We start from the raw sequence: 23,907 nt of genomic DNA on the forward strand, positions 1-23,907 counted from the left end.
TATGTTATGGGCGACGTTTGACTCTTTAAGGTGTTGCAGTGTTTATACATTCATCATTAACATGTGGAGAATGGTTAACTATTGGTTGTCTTGGGCTCGATCAGTATAGCCAGCTCTTTGTTGGTGATACGGTTAGTGTGAGCTTTTACGATGAGCATGGCGAATTAACTCAGCTAGCGTTTGATTATGAAATACTCTCTCCAGAGCAGGGCGAACCGCATGCTTGGAGTTTGCTGGTGGTTGAGCATATTAATATGCATATTCCGCTTGTGTGCGCTGGCAGAATGACAGAGCAAGGATTGGTGGTTGCGTACCGACATAACAAAATATTTGCACTTGAAAGCAGTGGTATTTGTAGCGCGGTGGTTCACTTTAATCGCGCTGAAAAAAATAAAAAATTAATCACAGTCAATAGCCTTGGATACGACGCGGTTTATCCTCAAAATGGCGATATGTACAGTGCGGGCACCAAAGTATTACAGCCAAAAACAGGGCATATATACCAGTGTAAGGCATGGCCATTTAGTGAGTTTTGCCGTGTGAATGAGAATAGCGCTATGTTTGAGCCAGGCGTTGGTGAAAGCTGGGCGATGGCTTGGCAGCAAATACAGTAAATCAACTTCCCTTAGGTATAACGACAACAATAAAAATTCTCGTAGTTTTTAGTTATCGAATTTATACCGCTTTAGCCCACTCAACTATGAGTGGGCTTTTTTATTTTTATGATAAACTGATCGCCATTGTTATTTTTTAAGCGGTTTTTTTGTGTCTTCTTCTGATTATTCTTTAAGCTTATTACCTAATTTCCCTGTTGCTAAAAAGCAAGCTCATGCGCTGACTACTCATGCTAAAACACGCAGTGATGATTATTATTGGATGCGCGATGATGAGCGACAAAATGCCGATATACTCGCACATTTAGCGCAAGAAAATGCCTATTGTGATGCACAATTAGCTGCCATTAAGCCACTACAAAATACATTATTTGAGGAGCTTAAAGGTCGTATTGTAAAAGACGATAACACTGTACCGGTAAAAGACGGCCAGTATTGGTATCACTCAGAGGTTCGCGGAGATGATGAATATGCGCGTCATTATCGCAGCAGCAGTATGGCAATGGCTGATAAAGAGCTACTACTTGATGTTAATGCACTTGCCAATGGCTATGAGTTTTATGAGTTAGGGGAAGTGGCGCTGAGCCCCAACGAGCAATTAATGGCTTACTCTGAAGATACCGATGGCAGACGGATATACACAGTACGGTTTAAAGATTTAAGCAGCAATAAAATGCTCGACGATGTACTTGAGATTACCGAGGGGCAAGTGGTTTGGGCGAACGACAATAAAACCGTATTTTATGTAAAAAAGGATTTAAAAACCTTATTAGGTTATCAAGTTTTTAGACATGAACTAGGGACTGAGCAACGCCAAGATGTGCTGGTATACGAAGAGCAAGACAGCAGCTTTTTTATGGGCTTAGGTAAAAGCCGTGATGAAAGCTTAATTATTATTGATTTAGCGAGCACAGAAACTAACGACATGTGGGTGCTTGATGCCAATCAACCGCAAGGTGAGTTTACCGCTTTAATGCCGCGCGAAGAGGGGCATGAATTTGATATCGATAAGCTTGGTGATACTTTTTATATAGTGACTAACTGGCAGGCCAAAAACTTTAGATTAATGACCGCAACAAGCGACACCATTGCTGATAAAAACCAGTGGCAAACACATACCCCTCACCGTGAAACTGTATTATTAGAAGGCGTTGAACTATTTAACGACTTTTTAGTGCTTAGCGAGCGCGAACAAGGCCAAGCACGCTTTGTTGTGGTTAACAAAAACGGCGAGCGAATGAACCTTGAGTTTGATGATCCTTGTTACTACGCCGCTATTGCGATGAACCCAGAGCCAAGTGTAACCCATGCACGCATTTACTATTCAAGCTTAACAACGCCAGGCTCGCTCTATAATGTTGATTTAACCACAGGCGAAAAAACCTTACTTAAACAACAAAAAGTACTCGGTGATTTTAACGCAGAAGACTACCAGTCAGAGCGACTTATGATAAGTGCTCGAGATGGGGTGAAAGTACCCGTGTCGTTGGTATATCGTAAAGATAGCTTTAAAAAAGATGGCTCAAATCCGTTGTTTCAATATGGTTATGGTGCGTATGGGATCACCATAGATCCTAGCTTTTCGAGCACATCACTGAGTTTACTCGACCGTGGTTTTGTTTATGCGATTGCACATGTGCGCGGCAGCGAAATGCTAGGGCGTTCATGGTACGAACACGGAAAAAAACAGCATAAAAAAAATAGCTTTAATGACTTTATAGATATAACCAAAGCGCTCACTGAGCAAGGATACGGCAACAAAAGTAAAGTGTTTGCCTCTGGTGGCAGTGCTGGGGGGTTATTAATGGGAGCAGTGGTAAATCAAGCGCCTGAGCTTTACTGTGGAGTGGGCTGCCATGTGCCATTTTTAGATGTACTCACCACAATGTTAGATGAAAGCATTCCGCTTACAACCAATGAGTATGATGAATGGGGTAACCCAAACGACCCCCATTTTTACGAGATTATTGAAGCGTATTCACCGTACGACAATATTAGTGCGCAACACTACCCCAATATATTGGTGACAACCGGCTTGCACGACTCACAAGTACAGTATTGGGAACCAATGAAATGGGTGGCTAAAATGCGTGAATATAAAACCGATGATAATATTTTAGTGTTTAAAACCGACATGGATGCAGGACATGGTGGGGCATCGGGTCGCTTTAAAAGCTTAGAAGAAAAAGCGCTAGAAATGGCCTTTTTTATCGCTTTGTCATAGCCCGTAAATGATTGTTACAAAAAAGCCTCAGTAATAACTGAGGCTTTCTATTTTTTAAAATAACTTAATCTAGGTAGGCTTTTAACATCCACACTAGTTTTTCTTGCTCTTTAATGTAGTCACTCATTAATGACGCGGTACCTTCATCATCAGCTTCAGCGGCTTGTGCAAGAATATCGCGCTGCATTTTAATTAAGCTGCTGTATCCGGCCAGTAAGTTCTCTACTGCGGTTACGCCGTCGCTGATCCCTTTTGCTTCTTTAATTTCACTTACTTCTAAGTAATCTGAAAATGCATGTAGCGGTGCACCATCAAGCGTTAAAATACGTTCTGCGATTTCATCTACTTTTAACAGTAGTAAGTTATAAATTTCTTCAAACTTTAAATGTAATTCAAAAAAGTTTCGGCCTTTAATATTCCAGTGAAAACCGCGGGCATTCATATATTGAATTTGATAGCTGCTTAAAAGCGTATTCAGTGACTTAATAATATCTTCACTTTTTGTACTGTTTAAACCAATTGCATTTACTTGCGACATACTTTGCTCCTTAAATAACCGTTTTATGAATTTGTTTACACCTTGCTCAATACAGTCAGTATTACCTAAGAGGGTGTATTAATAAAATCGTTTATACATATTGGTGTCATAGCTAAAAGCTATCACCGTATCTGTGGTTTTATAAATAAATTAACTAACGCCATTTCATAGATATGGGTTGTGTTTATAAAAATACTACCTTGAGCAGCGAAATTGTTTATTTTGTGAGTACAAAATATGATCTAAAACAAGCTTTTGACAGGCGCAGCGCACACTTATTTTATTTATTGATGTAGGTCAAAAAACGCTCATAAGTAAAGCGCATAATCACTATAGCCCAACTTGATAGGGATCACTTTATTGAGTTAAGGGGCTACTTGATTAGATGCGGAGAGAAATAATGGAAGCTAAAACACGTAAAGAAAATAAAGCTGAACTCATCGTTATTGGTATTGCTTTGCTAGGGTTTGTATTAGGGTTAGTTGCGCACTTAGCGGGTGCGAGTTTTGCAAACTCTGATGCCTTTGGTTATATCGCTGCACCAATGCCCTTAGTGCTAGGTATTATATTTTTGATCAGCTACAAAGTGGCGGCTGCAGCCGAGGACTAAATGTCCTCATTCAAGCGCTCAAGAATATAATTAACGACTTGGCGTGAGTAAATCATACTGGTATGGCTTAAATGAAACACCTTGTGTTCAGCCATACCTTTAAGTTTGGTTTCATCCAGCAGTACGGTGCCGTCAGAGCGGCTGCCTTTTACAATGAGTGGCATTAAGCCAATCGGTAAGTCGCCGGCAATGCTGTATAGCTTGGCTTTAAAAGGCCAATCACCATTCTTAGAGAGTAAAAACTCAACGCTATTTTTTAATAATAGCTCGAACCCTTTTTGCTGCATTTTTTCAGCAATATGGCTGCCAGTATGTGGCGTCCCTAAGGTGATCACCTTTTCAACATGATGACTTGGTGCTGAGTTTGCCTCTAAATAGGCGCGAGCAACTAAGCCCCCCATAGAGTGGCACACTAAAGCAGAAGGCTCATTGCTAATAAACTCATCTATTTGCGTAAAAATAGCATCTCGATTAGGGTCTCGAGTATTGTAGGTTAAGTTTAAAACTTTAACCCCCGACTCTTCCAAGCGTGAGCACAACGGGCGCATAACCAAGCCAGACATATACAAGCCATGTAAAACAATAACGCGTTTAACTTTCATACGCCCCCTATTACCAATTTTATTAAAAACATGATCATTCTAGCGTATTAAATAATCCGCTACCTACGTTAAAAATTATTTATATAGAACAACTATATGTCACAATTTTCGCCTTGTTACCGACTTATTTCTTTGTCGCTATAATAGATAACTAATTTAATGCAATTGGTATAACTACCGTAATTACATTAATTGCTGCGGTTTTATCTCAATATTCGTGGTGTCGGTATTAACCCATACTTCACCATCTTGAATGGTAATAGCCAATTTAATATTACGATCAACCAACGCAGCTAATAACTGAGTAGCAGCATAATCAAGGCTAAAAATGCTTAAGTTTTTAAACTCGTATAATTTAGGCTGATGCTTTTGCCACCAAATAGCTTGGTTATTCTCACCGTAAGTATAAAGCACTACTTTTTTAGATTTATTACAAGCTTTTTTAAGGCGCTTTTCATCAGGCAGCCCTAGCTCAATCCAAAGCTCTATTTCTTCACTGTAATTGACATGCCAAAGCTCCGGCTCATCATCAGCACATAAACCTTTAGTAAACTCTAATCCATCACAGCTATTAAGTGCAAAAGCGAGTAAGCGGATCATCAAGCGCTGCTCAGTTTCTGATGGGTGTTGTGCCAAGGTTAAATTAAAGTCTTGGTATACGTGACGGTCCATATCGCTAAGCGATAGTTGCGCTTTAATAATGGTAGATTTGAGAGCCATAGTGTCTTATATGAAAAAATTTGCGCCAGTATAGCGCAATTAAATGAATTGCCAGTTAAAATAGCTACAAATTATATGTTAGGAGTTAAAAATGGCTATCCAGTGGTTCCCTGGGCGCTTGTATTAACTTCCGTGCCGCTCCGTAGTGTTACTTAAACTCCTTAAAAAACATGTGTTTAATCTGTTTTTATTCCGTATTTGTCCAGTCTAATCTTGTTGCTTCTACTATTTTTAGTACCCACGTTAGTACCCATGAGATTATGTTTTATATATACTAGCCTTAATCATCATTATGGAGCTTATTATGGCTAGGCCTGTAGTTCGTCTAACGGATAAGAAAATAAAATCAATTACTAGTACAGGCAAAGAACAAACGCTTTCTGACGGTGGCGGTCTTCAACTGCGTGTTTTACCTAGTGGTACTAAATCTTGGCAATTTAAGTTTAAAGATCCAATAAGTGATAAATTTAATAAATTACCCCTTGGGCTTTATCCAGCACTATCGCTTGCTAACGCACGTACTAAAGCTATTGAGTATCAAGAACTACTAGCGCAAGGTATTAACCCAAAGGCATATGAGCTTGCAAAAAAGCGAACAGAGAGCCGAAAAGCTGCGAATACTTTTTTAGCTGCCGCAGAGCTTTGGTTTGAACGAAAAAAGCCAACTGTTACACCTCATCATGCAGCTAGAGAATGGCGAACGCTTGAGATGTATATTTTCCCGAAAATGAAGGGCATGCCTTTAGAAAGCATTACAGCGATTGATACCATTGAAATTCTCAGGCCACTTGAGGCTGACGGTAAACACTCTACAATCAAGCGTATTTGCCAAAGCCTGAATCAAATCATGGATTACTCAGTAAACCATGGTTTCATCAATGCCAATCCACTAGCAAAAATCATAAAAGTATTTACTAAAAATAAAGTAGAACATATGGCTACTATTAAGCCTGAAGAGCTCCCTGATTTTTTAACTGCTTTGAATAACTCACAAACTATTCAGAATAAAACTAAACTTTTAATCTTGTGGCAATTGCACACTATGACTCGCTCAAAGGAAGCCGCAGGCACTAAGTGGGCTGACATTAATATTGAAGAGGCTGTATGGGCGATCCCAGCCGAAGAAATGAAACGCAGAAGAGCGCACCGAGTACCTTTAACGTCTGCTACTTTGGCAATACTTGAGCAAATGAAGCCACTCAGCGGTCACCATGAATATGTATTCCCGAGTGAGCGTAATGAAAAGGGCCATGCAAGCACTTATACGGTCAATGCCGCGATTAAACGCAGTTTGGGTTACAAAGATAAGCTGGTGGCTCATGGCTTGCGCTCAGTTGCATCTACAGCTCTTCATGAGGAAGGTTACGACAGCCTTTTGGTCGAAGCCTGCCTAGCCCACGCAGATGAAAACGAAACAAGAGCGGCATATAACCGCTCTGATTATTTAGAGCAACGCAGGCCAATAATGGGTTGGTGGAGTGAGTTTATTGAGCAAGCTTCTAAAGGCAACTAAGTTTTTCTAGCTGTCCTTTAGCCGGTGTTCTTTTTCAATTAATTGCTCAACTAGCTGACTTAGGGTTACGTGTTTAGCTTTAGCTAATTCATCTAGTTTTAACTTAGTTTCTTCGTGTAACACTAAACTGCATGCTTTTTTTCCTTGTCTGCTATCGCGGTGCTTTTTTTGTTGCCACGCCTTATTAAAATCGATTGAAAAAAGTCTCTTAGCTTCAACTGTTGTTTTCCACGTATCAAATGCAGCATATATAGCTAGGTATCTTTCAGCTGTATTTGTAGTTGAAAATTCGTAAATCATAGGTTTGGAGCGATTAATATCTACTCTTTGCATGTACTCCCATGCCCATAGGCACTGTTCATCGTTATCTTTTTTTAACCAAGAAAATGGCTTTCGGCTTTTAAATATTTGACTCCAAATATCTTTTAGATAAGTAATTAGATCTAACTTCCATTGTTTATGTTGCGGGATGTAATCAAAGTATTTTACAACTTCATCAAATCTTTCCTGTGAGTTTGATGGGTTGTTTTTTAAACCTAGTTGGTTGTAATGAACAGCGAATATAAGTGGGTGATTTGGTGATTTGTTGATTGGATGATGAGGGGTAGATAAATATTTATATAAATAGATGGAAGCCCAGACAAAGTAACATGCACGCTCATCATCTTTAAACCAATTAAATTCATCTAAAGGCAATAGCTCCTGCTTGGCTTCATCAATTAAAGATAAAGCCATTTGGTCTTTTTCTTCTGAGCTAGCCTCTCTTGATGCAATAATTTGATTAATAATTTTTGCACCTTCTATGGGAGTCTCAAACCTCATAGGGAGTTGTACGCCTTCACGTTGGAGTACACGGAAGCACGACTCAATGAAACGTCTTTCTTTTCCCTCTATTTGGCTCACACCCTTAAATTTAGTCATAATTATGCTCTGTTACTAAGTAGCACTTAAAGTAGTCTTCAGTGTAGTTTGTTTAGTGACATTATGGTAGTTTTATAGTTTCCTTGCAGTGATTTTTATGTAGCTCAGATGCGTTAGGTGCTATGTTTTATATGGGGTGTAGGCGATTTTTGGTTAAATTATAACTTCAGAGTAACTTTAAATTTGTAAAGCAGTTGCTTAGTAATGCATTAATGAAGTTAATCTCCACAAACTGAGCTGGTTTTATAATCGCCAATTCTCGGTTTGGTAATATTTATAAGAGTTACTAGTAACGAAGTCATTATCACAACAAATACCAATTAAAAAACTACGACTCATACACCTGATATGAAACAATACATAACAGGAGAAAGAGTATGAATAACCCAACCCAATACCCAGTAACAACAAACCCTACATACAAGCAATATCAAACACTCGCTAGAGTAGATCAGCAACTAGTTATTCCCTACTTAAATGCTATTGAGAAAGTAATGCATGCTGCATGTAGTGAACATAAAAGAACGTTTGCAGTCAGAATTGATTTAAGGCTACCTGCTTATTCAAATACAGTTGATTTAGATAGCAATAAAATTATTACACGATTTATTGCTTCTCTTGAGGCGCAGATTAAAGCAGATACAAAACGTAAAGTTCGTGATGGTAAAACTCCACATCCATGTAATATTAGATATATTTGGACTAGAGAGAAAGACGAAGCTCACCAACAGCATTATCATTTTTTGCTGTTTTTCAATAAGGACCGGTACCACTGTACGGGTAAAATAAATATAGAAAGCGATAACTTGTTTACCCGAATAGCTAAGGCCTGGGCAAGTGCGTTGAGCTTACCCTTAGATGAAATGATGCAATTAGTTCACTTGACTAAAAATGCACACTATTACCTTGACGTTAACAACCCTAATTTCGCTCAAAACTTCCACGCTCTTTATTGTAGAGTAAGTTACTTCGCCAAGCTTAATACTAAGCAATACGGATTAGGACAGCGGTGTTTTGGTTATAGTCAGAAATAGGCACTAAACAAGAGGGGCATATGTGCTTGCAGTAAATTTATATACCCTTCTTGTCTTTATTAAAAAAAATGTAACGTGTTATGATTTAAAGTAATAATTTAACTTTAATACAAGGACTAGTATGAAACATATCGTACGGTTGGCACTTTTATGTTCTTTCCCTTTCTCTGTGCTAGCAGAGCCATTAACTGTAGACTCTTCGCAAGCCAAGCAATATGAGGGCAAACAAGTAAGAGTGTGTGGTGAATTAATCCAACTCCGAGATTTTAAAAAAGGTATATACTTAAATCTTGATGACAACTATCCAAACAGTTCTATTACGTTTGTTATTTGGGATAGCATGCTGCCAAAAATTGAGAGTAAACTGGGAGAAATGCCTTCTCTAAAAAATAAACAGGTTTGTGGAACGGGCACTGTTGACTCTTACAAAGGCAACCTAAGGATGAATATTAATAGCCGTTATAACCTTGAGGTGTTGTCTACTGATTAGACTAGGTACTCATAACTCAGCTTAACGCGCTTTTGAGACCTTCAACTAGCTAAATAAGCTCAAATCCTTAGTATATAAGGGCTGGCAAGTTCCCAAAATAGCATTACGAGAAGCACTATTTACACTGCAAAAGCAAAAAAAGAACGCACTGCAAAAATGCGTTCTTTGTTTACTTCTAATCAAATAAGCTCGCGACTCCGGCTAACAAACCACTAGCAACAGCCAAAGGCACCGTAACTGGCGCAGACGCCACGCCTAGTCCAACGACAACTGCACCGGATACTGTAGCGCCTGCTACAGCACCAGAGCTCACAGCAATGGCTGTTCTACTGAGTGATAGCTCAGAACTACCGGTTATTTGTTTAGAGACTTCATTTCCTACTACACCGCATGCAACGGCTTTTTCTAACGACATAACAAACTTACTCCTATCATATGTAATAAATTTATAGCTCTAACTCCTCAAAGTCTTTATCTATTTCCTCCTGTGTTATGCCTATATAACGAAGTGTTGTTGCTTCGGAGCTATGGCGAAGCATTTTCATTACTCGGGCGATGTCGTGGGTTTTCTGATACAAGTGATAGCCACGCGTTTTACGCATTGAGTGAGTACCTAAATGAATATTTAGTTCTTCACCCACCAGCGAAAATGCTTTTGTAACCGCTCTACGTGATAGCGGCTTAGGTTGTGAATTGATCGCTTGTTGATTTCGGTATGATTGAAATAAGTAGATGTGATGTGGATGAGTCAGTTTAATTTCCTTGATTAAGGTGAGCGCCTTATCATTTAACTTTATTTCAGCTAATTTCGAGGTCTTTGACTCGTAAATAATCAACCTATCATTATTTATGTCAGTAAACTTCACTGCAAGTAAGTCAGATATTCTAAGCGCGAGATTTAAGCCAATATTCCATATTTGGTTCATTTGCTTTGAGCAGCGTTTTTCTAGTAAATAGCTAACGAGCCTTACTGTATCGAGATCTTTAACTGCTTGTACTTCAGCCATAAAACCTCCCTTTATTCAGTCGTAACCGTAACCTGATAACAACCCGTGTTGTAGTACTCAACAAAGTTTGAAATGAATAAGGCTAATAGCTCTTTACCTTCCCTAGCGTTCAACCAACCAGCTAAAAAGTGATAAACCTGCTTAATACTAAAGCACACATCAATTTCTTTTATTAGTTCAGGGGTATGACGGCCTTGATACGAAAAGTCAGTAATATAAACTAGCTGCCAGCTGGTGGCCTGTTTTTCTAACCTAACCTCTACAGGGTGAAAGCCTCCAGCTTCGGGACTGTAGTCTGGATCTCTAAAGTTTAGAGTAACCGCCTTTGCCCCACCTACAGAATCACCTCCATCAGTAACAGCACTTACAATCACACCAATAAAAGACTCAGGCACTTTTAAGCCTGATACTTGCTCTATTTTTAACGCCATATTTAACTCCTTTTAAATTAAGCCATGTTCAGCAAATGAATACGTGCTCTCGCCAATGATGATGTGATCAAGCACCGATACATCAATTAGGTTAAGTGCCTGCTGTAATTTGGTAGTAATGAGTTTATCTGCTTGAGAAGGCGTAGTAACGCCTGAAGGGTGGTTATGTGCCAATATAACGGATGCAGCATTAAGCTCCAGCACCTCTTTAACAACTTCTCTAGGGTAAACGCTGGCAGCGTTAATAGTGCCTCTAAATAGCTCTTTAAACTCCAATATGCGGTTCTGACTATCTAAAAATAGTACGGAAAATACTTCATGCTCATGTATCGCGAGTTTGTGTTTTAAGTATTCTTCGCAATCATTAGGGCTATTTAAAACGCCATCACGAAACTGTTTTTTAGCGATGATTACGCGGCGGCTTCTAGTATCTGCTCATCATTTACGGGGTGTTTAAATTCGTATAACGACTGTTGACCTTGCATTGTGAATTCCTCTTTAGTGGTTCATGCAAGTTAGTGATGTATATGTGTAATTTTTTTGTTTGAAGGCATAAAAAAATACTGACCTCGGAAAGGTTATGTACTAATAACCAACCGGAGAAATTCCATGCGTTTAATCAAATTAAAAGAAGTAATCGAAAAAACATCACTAGGCCGCTCAACAATTTATGAGTTTATGGCGAAAGACATATTCCCAAAGCAAGTATCGCTAGGTGCTAAGTCGGTAGCTTGGTTAGAGTCAGAAGTTGATGATTGGATAATGGATAGAATTGGTGAAAGAGGGTAACTAAACCTACAACTGTCTTGTAAGCTCAATATAAAGCTCGGGTATTAAGCCTGAGCTTCTATGTCGTATTAGGTAAAAGCTACAATAAAAGTGTTTTACAGCATTAAATTGACCATTCCGCAATTTTCTCATACTCTACTTTTGTTCACAGTTAGAGATAAATCAATGAGTGACGAAATACTAACAATCCAAGAGCTTGCGGTTTATTTAAAGCTTAATGAAAAAACAGCTTATCGATTAGCGGGTGAAGGAAAGTTGCCAGGCTTTAAAGTAGGTGGCTCATGGCGTTTTAAACGTGAAGATATAGAAGCCTGGATAGAAAAACAAAAGGATAACGGATGATCCCAAACTACCAAGAGTTTATGCGGCCCTTTCTTCAAATCGCGTTTAAAGCCTATAACAACGGGCAAGTTAATGAGGTAAAGCTACGTGATGTTATTAACCAGCTCGCAGAGCAGTTTAATTTAACCGATGAAGAGCGGACCGAAACACTACCTAGTGGTAAGCAGTCTGTATTAGATAACCGTGTTGGCTGGGCCCGAACCTACTTAACAAAGGCTGGCTTACTTGACGTTACACGCAGAGCGCATTTTGTAATAACACCTCGCGGTATTGAAGCATTAAAAGATAATGTAGATATTAATAACGACTACTTAAAGCGCTTTGATGAGTTTGTTGCCTTTAAGCAAAAAAATAACGATTCCACAGAAACGCAAAGCACTACAGTAGTGCCTGCCGAAGCTGAAAGTGATATTACGCCTGATGAAGCACTCCGCTCAGCGTATCGTAAAATAAACGATGCTCTAGCCGAAGAAATTATTGAGCGCACACGTAAGGTAACACCAGCCTTTTTTGAAAACCTATTAATCGAATTACTGCTAGCTATGGGTTACGGTGGTACTGGCGAGGGCGCAGCGCATGCACTAGGAAAGTCAGGAGATAACGGCATAGATGGCGTTATTAACCAAGACCCGCTAGGCGTGGATCAGATATATATCCAAGCTAAACGTTATGCACAAGGTAATAATGTTGGCTCAGGCGATATACGAGACTTTTTTGGCGCGCTCAATCTTAAAAAAGCGCAAAAAGGAATATTTATCACCACTTCAGACTTTACCCTATCAGCCATGCAAACAGCCAAAGACCTAGGGATGCGTATAGTCCTCATAAATGGTAAAGAATTAGCAAAACTCATGCTGCGATACAACATTGGCAGCAGAGACGAGCAGGTATTACACCTGAAAAAAATAGACGAAGAATTTTTCGAAGCGTAAGCAACATTACCTGTTTGCGTTTTACTTAAGTATTAGGAAATAGTTTTATTTATGAATAAGCAACAACTGGCAGCTAAAATTTGGGAATCAGCCAACCAAATGCGTTCGAAAATTGAAGCGAACGACTACAAAGACTTTATTTTAGGTTTTATATTTTACAAGTACGTAAGTGATAAATTAGTTAGCTTTGTTAAAGAGCAAGGCATGACCGAAGATGAAATTAAAGCCCTTGGCGAAGACGACCCTGACACCTTAGAATATGTGCAAAGCAACTTAGGCTACTTTATATCGTACAATAACTTGTTTTCTACCTGGGTTGATCCTAAGTCAGACTTTGATGAGTCTAACGTGCGTGATGCACTTTCTGCTTTTAGCCGTCTTATTCACCCTAATCATAAAAAACTATTTGAAGGTATTTTCACCACACTTGAAACAGGTTTAAGCAAGCTAGGTGAAAGTGCGCCTAAACGTACTAAAGCGATAAGTGATTTACTACACTTAATTAAAAGCATCCCTATGGGCGGTAATGTTGGTTACGATGTACTGGGTTACATATACGAATACTTAATTGAAAAGTTTGCCGCCAATGCTGGTAAAAAAGCCGGTGAGTTTTACACGCCTCATGAAGTGTCACTACTCATGTCAGAAATCACAGCACATGAACTAAAAAATAAAGATAAAATTAAGATTTACGATCCAACCAGTGGCTCAGGTTCATTACTAATAAATATTGGTACTTCAGTTGCTAAATACGCAAAAAATAAAGACAATATTAAATACTACGCTCAAGAGCTAAAAGAAAGCACCTACAACTTAACCCGTATGAACCTGATCATGCGCGGTATTCTGCCCGACAACATTACTACCCGTAATGGCGATACCTTAGAAGACGATTGGCCATACTTTGATGAAAGTGATCCGCTTGCTACATACGAACCATTATACGTAGATGCAGTTGTTTCAAACCCGCCTTACTCACAAGCCTGGGACCCTAGCTTTAAAGACAGCGACCCTCGCTATTCGCGTTTTGGCCTTGCGCCAAAAACTAAAGCTGATTTTGCTTTTTTACTGCACGACCTTTATCACTTGAAGCCCGATGGCGTAATGACCATTGTGCTACCACATGGCGTATTATTCCGTGGTGGCGAAGAAGGCAAAATACGTAAACAACTAATCGAAAATAACCACATTGACGCGATTATCGGTTTACCGGCTAACATCTTTTTTGGTACAGGTATTCCAACCGTTATTATTGTGCTTAAACAAAAACGACAAAATACCGATGTGCTAGTGGTTGATGCCTCTAAACACTTTTATAAAGAAGGTAAAAACAACAAGCTACAAGCAAGTGATATAAAACGAGTGACTGATTCAGTTATTAACCGTGAAAGTATCGATAAGTTTTCAAAAGTAGTAAGCAAGCAAACCCTGCGCGAAAATGGCTACAACTTAAATATTCCCCGTTACGTTGATTCTTCAGCTGCCGCAGAGAGTTGGGATCTACACGCCACTATGCTTGGTGGTATCCCTAATAGTGAAATTGCCGAGCTGCAAACTTACTGGCAAGCTTTACCGCAACTGCACTCTGCATTGTTTACCCCTAAGTCAGCCGCCTATAGCGAACTTGCTGTTGCTAAAGAAAACGTGAACGCCACCATTAGTGAACACCCACAAGTGCGTGAATTTATCACTACCTATAATCAAGCATTTAATGGTTACGATGACTATTTACACACCACACTTATTAAAAAGTGGGAAACGGTTAATCTCAATCAAATAGAGGCTTCACTCAGTGAAGAGCTTTTTAAGCGCTTGGCGCCTATTAAACTTATTGATAAATACCTAGCCTATCAACACCAAAATAACCAATGGCAAACTATTAGTGCTGATTTAGAAATGATGCAGACCGAAGGCTTTGCTGCTGCTAAACAGGTAGTGGCTAATATGGTTATTAAAAAACAAAAAGGCAAAGATGTTGAGGTGCAAGATGCTAATACGCCTTGGAAAGGTCATATACTGCCGTTTGATTTAGTACAACAAACGCACCTAAGTGACGATTTACAAGCTTTGGCAGAACAAGAGACTCGCCTTGCAGAAATCTCAAGCCAACTTGAAGAAGTTTTAGAATCCCTAAGTGAAGAAGATAAAGAGCAAACTACAGTAAAAGAAGGCAAAGACGGCTTTGTTAATGCTGAAGTGGGCAAAGCCGCTAAAGCCTTCTTGAAAGAGCAAAAAGACAGCAAAGTTAAATTTGAGCAGGAAAGCTACGAAGCAAAAATCATCAAGGCTAATGAGCTAATCGACGAAGAAAAAGCACTTAAAAAAGCAGTTAAAGAAGCCGCTATTGCACTGCACCTCTTAACCAAAACAACGATTGAGAGTTTATCAGACGAGCAAGTAAACGAGCTGCTTCACCTAAAGTGGATTACTCCATTAAGTAATAAGCTCGCCGCCATGCCAAGCGCCGTAATTACCCAACTAACAGGCCAAGTGCAAGCCCTTGCTAATAAATATGCGGTTACTTATTCGCAGGTAGCCAGTGAAATAAAAACCACCGAACAAGAATTAGCCGAGATAATGGGTGACTTAACGGGTAATGAGTTTGATATGCAAGGCTTAAATGAGCTAACAAACTTATTGAAGGGCGAATAAGATGAGCGAAAATAAGAAGATTCCTGAGATCCGGTTTAAGGGGGTTAGTGGGGAATGGGATCATAAAAAATTGCAAGACCTAACTGAGACGGGGTTTAGCAATGGTGTCTTCAACGACCCACAGAAAGTGGGAAAAGGATACCGCCTAATTAATGTTAAAGATATGTATTCCGGTGATTCAATTCATATTGAAAACCTTTCACTTTTGGATCTTGACGAAAAAGAATTCAAGAATAACAAAGTCGAATATGGCGATATTTTCTTTACTAGATCTTCTTTAGTTAAAGAAGGAATTGCATATTCAAATGTTAATTTAAGTGACCGAAATGACATTACATTTGATGGTCATTTAATTAGAATGCAGCCTTGTAAGGCTACTACTAATCCTGTTTTTTTAGCATGTTTGTTTAAAACACCATCTGCACGTGAACAATTTATTCTTGGTGGTAAAACTACAACTATGACCACGATAGGGCAAAGTGACATAGCTACAGTTGCGTTATCATTACCTTGCAAACAAGAACAAACAAAAATAGGCACTATTTTTCAAAATCTCAATACCCTAATCAATCAACACCAACAAAAGCATGACAAGCTCAGCAACATTAAAAAAGCTATGCTGGCAAAAATGTTCCCTAAACAAGGTGAAACTATCCCAGAAATCCGCTTCAAAGGATTTAATGTGGATTGGGAGGAGTCTAACCTAGAAAAATGCACGGCTCTACTAACGGGCAACCCTTTTAATAGTAAAGAATTCACTTCTGAAGGTTACTTTTTAGTGAGAGGTATGAATGTTAAAAGAGGGTATTTGGACTCGTCACCAGAAATTTCTGAGTTTTGGCCATCATCTAAAGGTTTGGAGCGTTACATTCTTGAGCCAGAAGATATTGTGATTCAAATGGATGGCGCACTAATTGGGAAAAGTTACGCTAAAATAAATTCAAGAAATTTGCCAGCTATTTTGGTTCAACGTGTTACGCGTGTTAGGTGTAGTGAAGTAAACCCTGAGTTTATTTATCAATACATACAAAGAGACTTCTTAACTCACATTTCTGGTATTAAGACTGAAACAGCGGTACCGCATCTGAGTTTACATGATATTCGTGCTTTCTCGGTTTTTTTACCTGAAAGAGCAGAGCAAAATGCTATCGGTGACTACTTCCAAAATCTTGATGCATTGATCAATCAACATCAACAACAAATCACTAAGCTAAACCACGTCAAGCAGGCCTGCTTGGGTAAAATGTTTGTATAACAAGGACGAGAGCAGAAAAGCAATGACTACGTTTAAAACTGAAGCACAATTTGAGCAGGCTTTTATTGAAGTACTTACCCATAAAGGCTGGGAAGCTGAAATATTAAAAAACAAAACCGAAGCTGATTTACTGCAAAATTGGGCAAATATTTTATTTGAAAACAACCGCCAACAAGACCGCTTAAACGATATACCACTAACTACAACTGAGATGCAGCAGATTATTGAGCAGATAAAAGAGCTTAAAACTCCGCTAAAGCTGAATGGTTTAATTAATGGTAAAACGGTAGCAATTAAGCGTGATAACCCCGCACACCCTGAGCGCTTGGGTAAAGAGGTTAGCTTAAAAATATATGACCGCCAAGAAATAGCCGCAGGCCAAAGCCGTTACCAAATTGTACAACAGCCACAGTTTGAACGGGGCAGTCCTTTGCGTAACGACAGGCGCGGCGATGTGCTGTTATTAATTAATGGTATGCCCGTTATTCACGTGGAACTTAAACGAAGTGGAGTACCGGTAAGCCAAGCTGTAAATCAAATTGAAAAATACAGTAAAGAAGGCATTTTTAGTGGGCTGTTTTCGCTTATTCAAGTGTTTGTAGCTATGGAGCCGAACGAAACAAAATATTTTGCCAACCCAGGCTTAGATGGCAAGTTTAACCCAGATTACCAATTTAACTGGGCCGACTTTATGAATGAGCCCAAAAATTACTGGAAAGATATAGCGTCTGACTTACTGTCTATCCCTATGGCGCACCAGTTGATTGGTTTTTATACCGTGGCCGACGATACCGACGGTGTGCTTAAAGTAATGCGCAGTTATCAATATTACGCCGCTAATGCGATATCCGATAAAGTAGCTAAAACTAATTGGAAGCAAATAAACTCGAATACCGAGCGCCTAGGGGGCTATATATGGCATACCACTGGCTCTGGTAAAACCATGACCAGCTTTAAGTCTGCACAGTTAATTTCGCAATCTAAAGATGCCGACAAAGTTATATTTTTAATGGACAGAATTGAGTTAGGGACTCAATCACTCGCAGAGTACCGTAACTTTGCTGGCGACGGGGAAGACGTGCAAGCAACAGAGAATACAGATGTATTAATCTCTAAGTTAAAAAGTACAGATCCGGCAGAAACATTAATAGTTAGCTCTATTCAAAAAATGAGTAACGTATTTGAAGCGGTTGATGATGAAGGCACAGCGACTAACTCTGCCGATATTGAAATAATACAAGCTAAACGTTTAGTGTTTATTATTGATGAAGCACATCGCTCAACCTTCGGTGATATGTTGATTACCATTAAGCGTACTTTTCCTAGCGCATTGTTTTTTGGTTTTACGGGTACACCCATTCAAGAAGAGAATGAAAAAAGCGGCAACACCACCAGCACCGTATTTGGTAACGAATTACATCGCTACAGTATTGCTGATGGAATACGCGATGGCAACGTACTAGGCTTTGATCCTTATAAAGTATCAACCTTTAAAGATAGCGACTTAAAAAAAGAGGTGGCTTTAGCCCAAGCAAAAGCTGACTCGGTGGCTGATGCTATGAGTAGCCCCGCTAAAAAGAAAAAGTTTAACCACTTTATAAATGATGTGCCTATGGCAGGCAAAAAAGATGCAACGGGTAAATACCATAAAGGCATTGAAGACTATGTGCCTAAAGACCAATACTTAACAGATGCCCACCAAGAAAAAGTAGTAAGCGACATTTTAGATAAATGGGATGTGCTAAGCCAGGCTAATAAATTTCATGCCATTTTAGCTACTAACAGTATTGCTGAAGCCATTGACTACTACCGCCGGTTAAAAGCGGCCAAACCTTTACTTAAAATATCAGCCTTGTTTGACCCTAATATTGATAATGACGGTAGCGGCGATCGAGGCCCCACTTTTAAAGGTGATGGCTTAGACGAGATTATGGCTGATTATAATGCACGTTATGGACAAGACTTTGATTTTGCAAAACATGGTAAGTTTAAAAAAGATTTAGCCGCACGTCTTGCCCATAAAAAGCCCTATGAGCGCATACACACAGAGCCAGAAAAACAGTTAGATTTACTAATAGTAGTAGACCAAATGCTAACAGGCTTTGATTCTAAGTGGCTTAACACGCTGTACCTTGATAAGGTAATTAAATACCAAAATATCATTCAAGCCTTCTCTCGCACTAACCGCTTATTTGGACCAGATAAACCACACGGTATTATTCGTTACTACCGTTATCCTCACACCATGGAACAGCACATTAACGATGCAGTTAAACTCTATTCAGGAGATCGCCCTATAGGCTTATTTGTTGATCGCTTAGAAAGCAACCTTGAAGCTATGAACACAATAGCAGCAGATATAACAGAGCTATTTGCAAGTGCTGGCGTTGAAAGTTTTGAAAAGCTACCCGAAGATCTTGAAGCCTGCGCTAAGTTTGCAGATTTATTTAAAACCTTTAACCAGCACTTAGAGGCAGCAAAAGTGCAGGGCTTTCAATGGCGTGATTTTAGTGTGGGCATTGCTGAACAGAGTGCTAAGTATTCGGTTGACTCTGTTGTTAGCGATGAGGCTGAGTTAACTATAGACGAGCAAACCTACCTGAGCTTAGTGCTACGTTATAAAGAGCTTGCTCGTTCAGGTGATGGCGGCGGTGCTGGTGGCGGTGAAGTACCTTTTGATATTAGCGGTTATTTGACTGAAATTGATACCGATAAAATCGACACCGACTATATGAACAGTCGCTTTGATAAATATTTAAAAGAACTGAATCAGGGCCAGGATAAGGCAAGTGTTGAGCTTACACTCAACGAACTACATAAGTCGTTTTCATCGCTCACGCAAACCGAACAAAAGTATGCTAAGTTGTTTTTGCATGATTTACAGCGCGGTGATGCTAAGTTAGTAGATGGTCATAGCTTTAGAGATTACATAAACGATTATCAAAACAACGTAGAAAACGCCAAAATTAATGCTTTGGTTGATGCTTTAGGTGTTGATAAATCGCTTTTAATTGAGCTAATGGGCAGTGTAATTAATGAGAAAAACATAAACCAATTTGGCCGATTTGATAACCTAAAAGCGACAGTTGATATAGATAAAGCTAAAGCATACTTTGAGAATATAGAAGGTAGTGCTATTCCTCCTTTTAAATTAAGAATAAAGGTAGATAAGCACCTGCAAGGCTTTATTTTAGAAGATTAAGCTTTAATGAATAGCCAAAGGGTGAGAGGCTTCAAAGCGCTAAAATGCCCATCGGTACAGCGTGGAATACAGTTATGAGTAAACAGAAAATAATAATACCTACTGTGAAATTTGATACCAATGGATTTAATCAAATTTTGAAAGTAATATCTATTATCACATCAAACCCTAAAAAGAGTTTTGATTTTGATTTTAGTAAGTGTTCTAGGTTAGACCATCATGGTGTAGTGCTGTTAGGTGGAATATCCCGTTATGTTAATTTCCAAAACTCTAAGCTAGCTAGAACTCTTATAAGAGCATTCAATGGAGAGCCTTTTGCTACAGCTGGTGTCATGTTTGATGTGAATTCAATGAGTGAATTAATACGAAAAAACTTAATAGAGAATAACTTTTTGAGCCATTTTACCCAAAGTGGTTTTAGTGGTTATGCTCAAGGTGATTATATTGGCTATAGAGAGCACACGACAAAGCTTGATGAAGATAATATAGCTGAGCACCTGAATGACCAATGGTTATCTGATGATAAAGTAAAGCTTAGTGGTGCATTAAAGCCAGAAATAGTCAGTCGAATTTTTGAAATATTTATGAATGCATACGGGCACGGGACTTCTATTCAAGCTTTAAGTCAGCTCGGGGTGTATAGTTGTGGTCAATATGATCGCAAAGAAAATACGTTAAGCTTGAGTGTATTAGATTTTGGTCCTGGTATCGTAAATAACGTAATGGAATATAATCAAGATATAGAGACTCCCTCTGATGCATTAGAATGGGCTTTAACTAGAGGGAACTCTACTGAGACCGATAGTATTAAAAAGGGAATGGCAAGAGGTTTAGGTTTTGATTTATTAAGTGACTTTGTGAAACTAAACAATGGTGAAATTAGGGTTTACAGCAATAAAGTTTCAGCCAAAATAATCGATGGTAGTGACTTTACTATTAGTGAATCTGAGTATGACTTACCTGGCACTTTAGTAAGCATTAAAATAAATTGCGATAATAAATACTATCACTTTAAATCTGAAAATACTCAACAGACTAAGTATTTCTAGGAGGCGGTAATGTTAAAAGTAAAAGTTTTTGAGCTAGTCGGTAAAAATGCTATTTCGATGCAAAGTGGCTCGAAATTAAATAAAGTAATTTCGGAACCACTTTTAAATAATGAAAATGTTGAGATTGATTTTCAAGGTGTTGCACTATATGCATCCCCCTTTTTTAACGCTGCCGTCGGTGTTTTATTAAGAGAAATTTCAATTGATGATTTAATGAAGAGTATGAAGATAGTAAATTGCAATGATATTGGTATTAGTTTGTTAAATACAGTTATTCAAAATGCAATTAATTATTATGGTGGAGAAAGTAAAGTTACTCAAGCGCTCGATAAGCATGAAGATTAACGATGACGGAAATTAACAATTTAAAAAAGGTTACACCTCACTGCTCTGATAAATATTTTATTGACACTAATGTATGGTTTTGGGTTACATATGCGGCATCGAATGAGATAGAAACACCAAATGCCCCTTTGAGATATCAACTTCAAGAGTATCCAGCATTTATTGAAAAAATATTAGACGAGGGGGCCTGTATCTACCATAGCCCGTTAACTTTATCTGAGTTAACCAATATTGTCGAAAAAACTGAATATGATATTTATAAAGAGGATACAGGTGAAGAACTAACTAGAAAACAGTTTCGCATGTTGCCAGAACTGCGTGCCCGAGTAATGGGCGAAGTATCAAATGCTTGGAAGCAGATTACTCAGATGTCTGAGTCGTTAGATATCAATATTGACGCAAATATATCGAATAAAGCATTAGATGCCCTAAATAAGCATTGTTTGGATGCTTATGATGCGTTTTACATTGAATCTATGGCAGTTAACCAAATCACTAAAATAGTCACCGATGATAGTGACTTTAATGGTCTAGATCTTTCTCTTTACACAGCGAATAATCGTTTAGTTAGACAATAACATCTCTGAGAGGTACGTATTTAGCTTGTGCGTATTGTACTGGGTTTCTAAGTCGAACTTTTGTTAACATTCAAATTTTTTTACTTTCGCGACAACAATTTTATCATGATGATTCACGATTAAATGCAGCTTGAAACCATAAATCAAGCCTATTATTTCATTGACACGCAGGGCTATTCCATCAAAGGTTTTGCGTCTAAGAGTACGAATTTTATGGGCATACCTAATACATATGGAGTCAATGAATTCAATACTTTTAGGCTTTCATTTAAGCGAAGTAAAATAGGCACACATAGGCATAAGTACTCGCATATGAAAACTAATAACAATATTCATAACTTTACTGGTCCTTATATGCCCTGCTGCTGACGTTTTAGGGTGTCATCATCGATTAATTGTTTTCCCCACTAGGGTATAAATACGTTAAAAAATCACCGATACCGCAAAACAATTCAACTAATTCAATTATGTCTGTCTCTTTTTTATACAGTCGTTCTTGATCGAAAAATCGGTTGTAAGAACAGGCATTTAGTTCAATTTATAAAATGAGACTTAGACTGGTTGAGGAAAGTCTAAAAATATAAGGCCAAGCTAGAATCTCGGCCTAAATACTAGATTATTATATTAACCGTGTATTTTTTAGGTGCAACCTAAAAAGAAACTGCCACACCTACACTAATAGCTTCATTTTTTATTGTTCCACCTTGATGGTTTTCTGCTTCCATTGAAGACAATTCACCTGAAAGAGTAAATATTTCCCACAATGTATGGTAGATTCCAATGCTGGCTTTTGTTTGTTGCTTGACCTGAATTAACGTGTCCACGCCAGCAAGATCTACCTTTGAAATACCATAATTGAAGCCTAACTTCGTTTCACCAAGTTTGTGAGTTATTTGCGTAAACCAACCTGAACTATCTCTTGGGATGCCAGTAACGTCGGCCGAATCGATTAGTAAACCATAGTAACCTAGTCCGGAAGCATCAAAAGCTGAGACTGCCAAACGGGTGTCGTCGAATTGTAATGCGGCTGTCAGATCTATTCCGCGAGCAGAATAATCATTATTGACCGTATCTACAGTTTGGTTATAAAAGGAGCTGGAAATATAGCCATTGGAGAACTTGTACTTTAAACGACCATGTACGCCAGGTCTTTTAGAGCCTGAGTCTCCGACGTAACCATTACCGCCAAAGCTCACTGAATCAAGCGCTTGAAATACACCTATGTCTGCATGAATCCCGTTATTAAAAGATTTGCTATAAGTTATTTGTGACAAGCGATCACTAAAGATATAGCCGTAACCCGCAGCACCTAGACTAGTATTTAATGGACTTCTAATTGAAGCTGTTGCTCCAACACCTCCAAGAGCCATGTCTTCAAGAACAACATCTAGACCAAATATTCCATAGTCACGACCAGCTTTTAAAATACCAAATTCATTATTACCTACTGTGAAGAATGCTCTATACGCTCTGTTGTCGCCATTACCATTAAATGCACTGTTATCAGTGGTACCAGGTTCAATGGCAAGAACAGCATTAATATCGAAGCCATTGCGTCGAGTAGCCGCTGAAAACTGAAAGCTGGCAGGGCTATATCCATTAGAAACCGAGGTTGCATCATCACCAGAACATAGCAAGGCATTTCCAGCAACGCTATCTCCTGAATCATCGCAACTTACATATACCGCGTGAGTGTTTACTGTCCCGTGAAAGTTAAAATCCCAAGCTTGATCAGTTTGCGCATGACTTTGGGCGCTAAGCAGCCCTGATGCTAGCAAAGTTACATAACCTGTTGTTTTTATTAATTGCATTTACTTGTCCTTATAAATTTTATTTTAGTGACATATCTCTATTAGAGACAGAATAGATAGCACTAACTATGCCAACAGGTGATAAATGTTAATGCTTTGTTTTTAATGGGAATTTCATGGTGTTTAATTTGTATTTTTGATGAAATAAATCATCATTTTTGTATTTTTGATGAATTTAAGCATCGATCTTTATGCTGATTTTATTGATCAAAATTTAATTTTTGGTAATTTATCAAGTACTTGTGTGA

Annotated in this window: 24 protein-coding genes and 1 pseudogene; 15 read left to right on the forward strand and 10 right to left on the reverse strand. The window is 38.7% G+C overall.

Features of this window, described 5'->3' with window-relative positions; all coding sequences use genetic code 11:
- Nucleotides 1–38: 38 nt before the first annotated feature.
- Together QMA00_RS05560 and QMA00_RS05565 are read left to right on the forward strand one after the other, a co-directional pair.
- Nucleotides 39–614, forward strand: a complete 576-nt coding sequence (locus QMA00_RS05560) for a hypothetical protein (RefSeq protein WP_013466224.1) — start codon at nucleotides 39–41, stop codon at nucleotides 612–614.
- Nucleotides 615–765: 151 nt separating this feature from the next.
- Nucleotides 766–2,838, forward strand: coding sequence for a S9 family peptidase (locus tag QMA00_RS05565; RefSeq protein ID WP_076922328.1), 2,073 nt, complete (start codon nucleotides 766–768; stop codon nucleotides 2,836–2,838).
- A 64-nt stretch (nucleotides 2,839–2,902) separates the two neighbouring features.
- On the opposite strand, the gene QMA00_RS05570 is transcribed toward QMA00_RS05565, so the two are convergent.
- The gene (locus QMA00_RS05570; RefSeq protein WP_008112861.1) at nucleotides 2,903–3,376 is read right to left on the reverse strand and encodes a Dps family protein; all 474 of its coding nucleotides are present in this window, start codon (nucleotides 3,374–3,376) and stop codon (nucleotides 2,903–2,905) included.
- Nucleotides 3,377–3,776: 400 nt separating this feature from the next.
- On the opposite strand from QMA00_RS05570, the gene QMA00_RS05575 reads away from it, so the two are divergent.
- Nucleotides 3,777–3,986 (forward strand): hypothetical protein, encoded by a 210-nt coding sequence (locus QMA00_RS05575; RefSeq protein WP_016899028.1) that lies wholly within the window; start codon nucleotides 3,777–3,779, stop codon nucleotides 3,984–3,986.
- On the opposite strand, the gene QMA00_RS05580 is transcribed toward QMA00_RS05575, so the two are convergent.
- The gene (locus QMA00_RS05580) at nucleotides 3,983–4,588 is read right to left on the reverse strand and encodes an alpha/beta hydrolase (RefSeq protein ID WP_010392243.1); all 606 of its coding nucleotides are present in this window, start codon (nucleotides 4,586–4,588) and stop codon (nucleotides 3,983–3,985) included. The two genes, QMA00_RS05575 and QMA00_RS05580, sit on opposite strands and share 4 nt — an antisense overlap.
- A gap of 183 nt (nucleotides 4,589–4,771) precedes the next feature.
- Nucleotides 4,772–5,308 carry a YaeQ family protein gene (locus QMA00_RS05585; RefSeq protein WP_076922327.1) on the reverse strand — a complete coding sequence of 179 codons (537 nt, stop codon included), beginning with the start codon at nucleotides 5,306–5,308 and terminating at the stop codon, nucleotides 4,772–4,774.
- A gap of 304 nt (nucleotides 5,309–5,612) precedes the next feature.
- On the opposite strand from QMA00_RS05585, the gene QMA00_RS05590 reads away from it, so the two are divergent.
- Nucleotides 5,613–6,821, forward strand: a complete 1,209-nt coding sequence (locus QMA00_RS05590; protein ID WP_290156347.1) for a tyrosine-type recombinase/integrase — start codon at nucleotides 5,613–5,615, stop codon at nucleotides 6,819–6,821.
- Nucleotides 6,822–6,827: 6 nt separating this feature from the next.
- Here the strand turns inward: QMA00_RS05590 and QMA00_RS05595 are convergent, their stop codons facing one another.
- Complete coding sequence (locus tag QMA00_RS05595) at nucleotides 6,828–7,742, reverse strand: hypothetical protein (protein WP_290156349.1); 915 nt, start codon at nucleotides 7,740–7,742, stop codon at nucleotides 6,828–6,830.
- A gap of 377 nt (nucleotides 7,743–8,119) precedes the next feature.
- Here QMA00_RS05595 and QMA00_RS05600 point away from each other — a divergent pair, with 377 nt between their 5' ends.
- Nucleotides 8,120–8,776 (forward strand): inovirus Gp2 family protein, encoded by a 657-nt coding sequence (locus tag QMA00_RS05600; RefSeq protein WP_290156351.1) that lies wholly within the window; start codon nucleotides 8,120–8,122, stop codon nucleotides 8,774–8,776.
- Between the two features lie 121 nt (nucleotides 8,777–8,897).
- Complete coding sequence (locus QMA00_RS05605) at nucleotides 8,898–9,266, forward strand: hypothetical protein (RefSeq protein WP_182720779.1); 369 nt, start codon at nucleotides 8,898–8,900, stop codon at nucleotides 9,264–9,266.
- 175 nt (nucleotides 9,267–9,441) lie between these two features.
- Here QMA00_RS05605 and QMA00_RS05610 read toward each other — a convergent pair whose 3' ends face one another.
- The 4 genes and pseudogenes from QMA00_RS05610 to radC all read right to left on the reverse strand — a co-directional run bounded on the left by QMA00_RS05610 (nucleotide 9,442) and on the right by radC (nucleotide 11,189).
- Nucleotides 9,442–9,681, reverse strand: a complete 240-nt coding sequence (locus QMA00_RS05610; protein ID WP_290156352.1) for a hypothetical protein — start codon at nucleotides 9,679–9,681, stop codon at nucleotides 9,442–9,444.
- A gap of 31 nt (nucleotides 9,682–9,712) precedes the next feature.
- Nucleotides 9,713–10,273 (reverse strand): tyrosine-type recombinase/integrase, encoded by a 561-nt coding sequence (locus tag QMA00_RS05615; RefSeq protein ID WP_290156355.1) that lies wholly within the window; start codon nucleotides 10,271–10,273, stop codon nucleotides 9,713–9,715.
- Nucleotides 10,274–10,284: 11 nt separating this feature from the next.
- Nucleotides 10,285–10,704, reverse strand: coding sequence for a DUF2787 domain-containing protein (locus QMA00_RS05620; RefSeq protein WP_290156356.1), 420 nt, complete (start codon nucleotides 10,702–10,704; stop codon nucleotides 10,285–10,287).
- Nucleotides 10,705–10,716: 12 nt separating this feature from the next.
- Nucleotides 10,717–11,189: pseudogene (gene radC, locus QMA00_RS05625) on the reverse strand (DNA repair protein RadC).
- Between the two features lie 124 nt (nucleotides 11,190–11,313).
- On the opposite strand from radC, the gene QMA00_RS05630 reads away from it, so the two are divergent.
- The 9 genes from QMA00_RS05630 to QMA00_RS05670 all read left to right on the forward strand — a co-directional run bounded on the left by QMA00_RS05630 (nucleotide 11,314) and on the right by QMA00_RS05670 (nucleotide 21,848).
- The gene (locus QMA00_RS05630; protein WP_008108599.1) at nucleotides 11,314–11,493 is read left to right on the forward strand and encodes an AlpA family transcriptional regulator; all 180 of its coding nucleotides are present in this window, start codon (nucleotides 11,314–11,316) and stop codon (nucleotides 11,491–11,493) included.
- A gap of 165 nt (nucleotides 11,494–11,658) precedes the next feature.
- Complete coding sequence (locus QMA00_RS05635; RefSeq protein WP_033103556.1) at nucleotides 11,659–11,835, forward strand: helix-turn-helix domain-containing protein; 177 nt, start codon at nucleotides 11,659–11,661, stop codon at nucleotides 11,833–11,835.
- A complete protein-coding gene (locus QMA00_RS05640; RefSeq protein ID WP_290156358.1) occupies nucleotides 11,832–12,767 on the forward strand; it encodes a restriction endonuclease in 936 nt (311 codons plus the stop codon). The genes QMA00_RS05635 and QMA00_RS05640 overlap by 4 nt, the downstream gene beginning before the upstream one ends.
- A gap of 51 nt (nucleotides 12,768–12,818) precedes the next feature.
- Entirely contained in the window at nucleotides 12,819–15,419 is a 2,601-nt protein-coding gene (locus QMA00_RS05645) for a type I restriction-modification system subunit M (RefSeq protein WP_290156360.1), read from the forward strand.
- Between the two features lies 1 nt (nucleotide 15,420).
- A complete protein-coding gene (locus QMA00_RS05650) occupies nucleotides 15,421–16,674 on the forward strand; it encodes a restriction endonuclease subunit S (RefSeq protein ID WP_290156362.1) in 1,254 nt (417 codons plus the stop codon).
- Nucleotides 16,675–16,696: 22 nt separating this feature from the next.
- Nucleotides 16,697–19,876, forward strand: coding sequence for an HsdR family type I site-specific deoxyribonuclease (locus QMA00_RS05655; RefSeq protein ID WP_290156364.1), 3,180 nt, complete (start codon nucleotides 16,697–16,699; stop codon nucleotides 19,874–19,876).
- Between the two features lie 74 nt (nucleotides 19,877–19,950).
- The gene (locus QMA00_RS05660; RefSeq protein ID WP_273001636.1) at nucleotides 19,951–20,925 is read left to right on the forward strand and encodes a hypothetical protein; all 975 of its coding nucleotides are present in this window, start codon (nucleotides 19,951–19,953) and stop codon (nucleotides 20,923–20,925) included.
- A gap of 9 nt (nucleotides 20,926–20,934) precedes the next feature.
- On the forward strand, nucleotides 20,935–21,270 hold the full coding sequence (locus QMA00_RS05665) for an STAS-like domain-containing protein (protein WP_273001635.1): 336 nt from the start codon (nucleotides 20,935–20,937) through the stop codon (nucleotides 21,268–21,270).
- Between the two features lie 2 nt (nucleotides 21,271–21,272).
- Entirely contained in the window at nucleotides 21,273–21,848 is a 576-nt protein-coding gene (locus QMA00_RS05670) for a PIN domain-containing protein (protein WP_290156367.1), read from the forward strand.
- Between the two features lie 63 nt (nucleotides 21,849–21,911).
- On the opposite strand, the gene QMA00_RS05675 is transcribed toward QMA00_RS05670, so the two are convergent.
- Nucleotides 21,912–22,100 (reverse strand): transposase, encoded by a 189-nt coding sequence (locus tag QMA00_RS05675; protein ID WP_335675205.1) that lies wholly within the window; start codon nucleotides 22,098–22,100, stop codon nucleotides 21,912–21,914.
- Nucleotides 22,101–22,498: 398 nt separating this feature from the next.
- The gene (locus QMA00_RS05680) at nucleotides 22,499–23,659 is read right to left on the reverse strand and encodes a porin (protein WP_273001633.1); all 1,161 of its coding nucleotides are present in this window, start codon (nucleotides 23,657–23,659) and stop codon (nucleotides 22,499–22,501) included.
- Between the last annotated feature and the right edge of the window lie 248 nt (nucleotides 23,660–23,907).

The organism is Pseudoalteromonas sp. APC 3694 (assembly GCF_030407565.1).
In the GTDB taxonomy this organism is placed as follows: Bacteria; Pseudomonadota; Gammaproteobacteria; order Enterobacterales; family Alteromonadaceae; genus Pseudoalteromonas; species Pseudoalteromonas tetraodonis.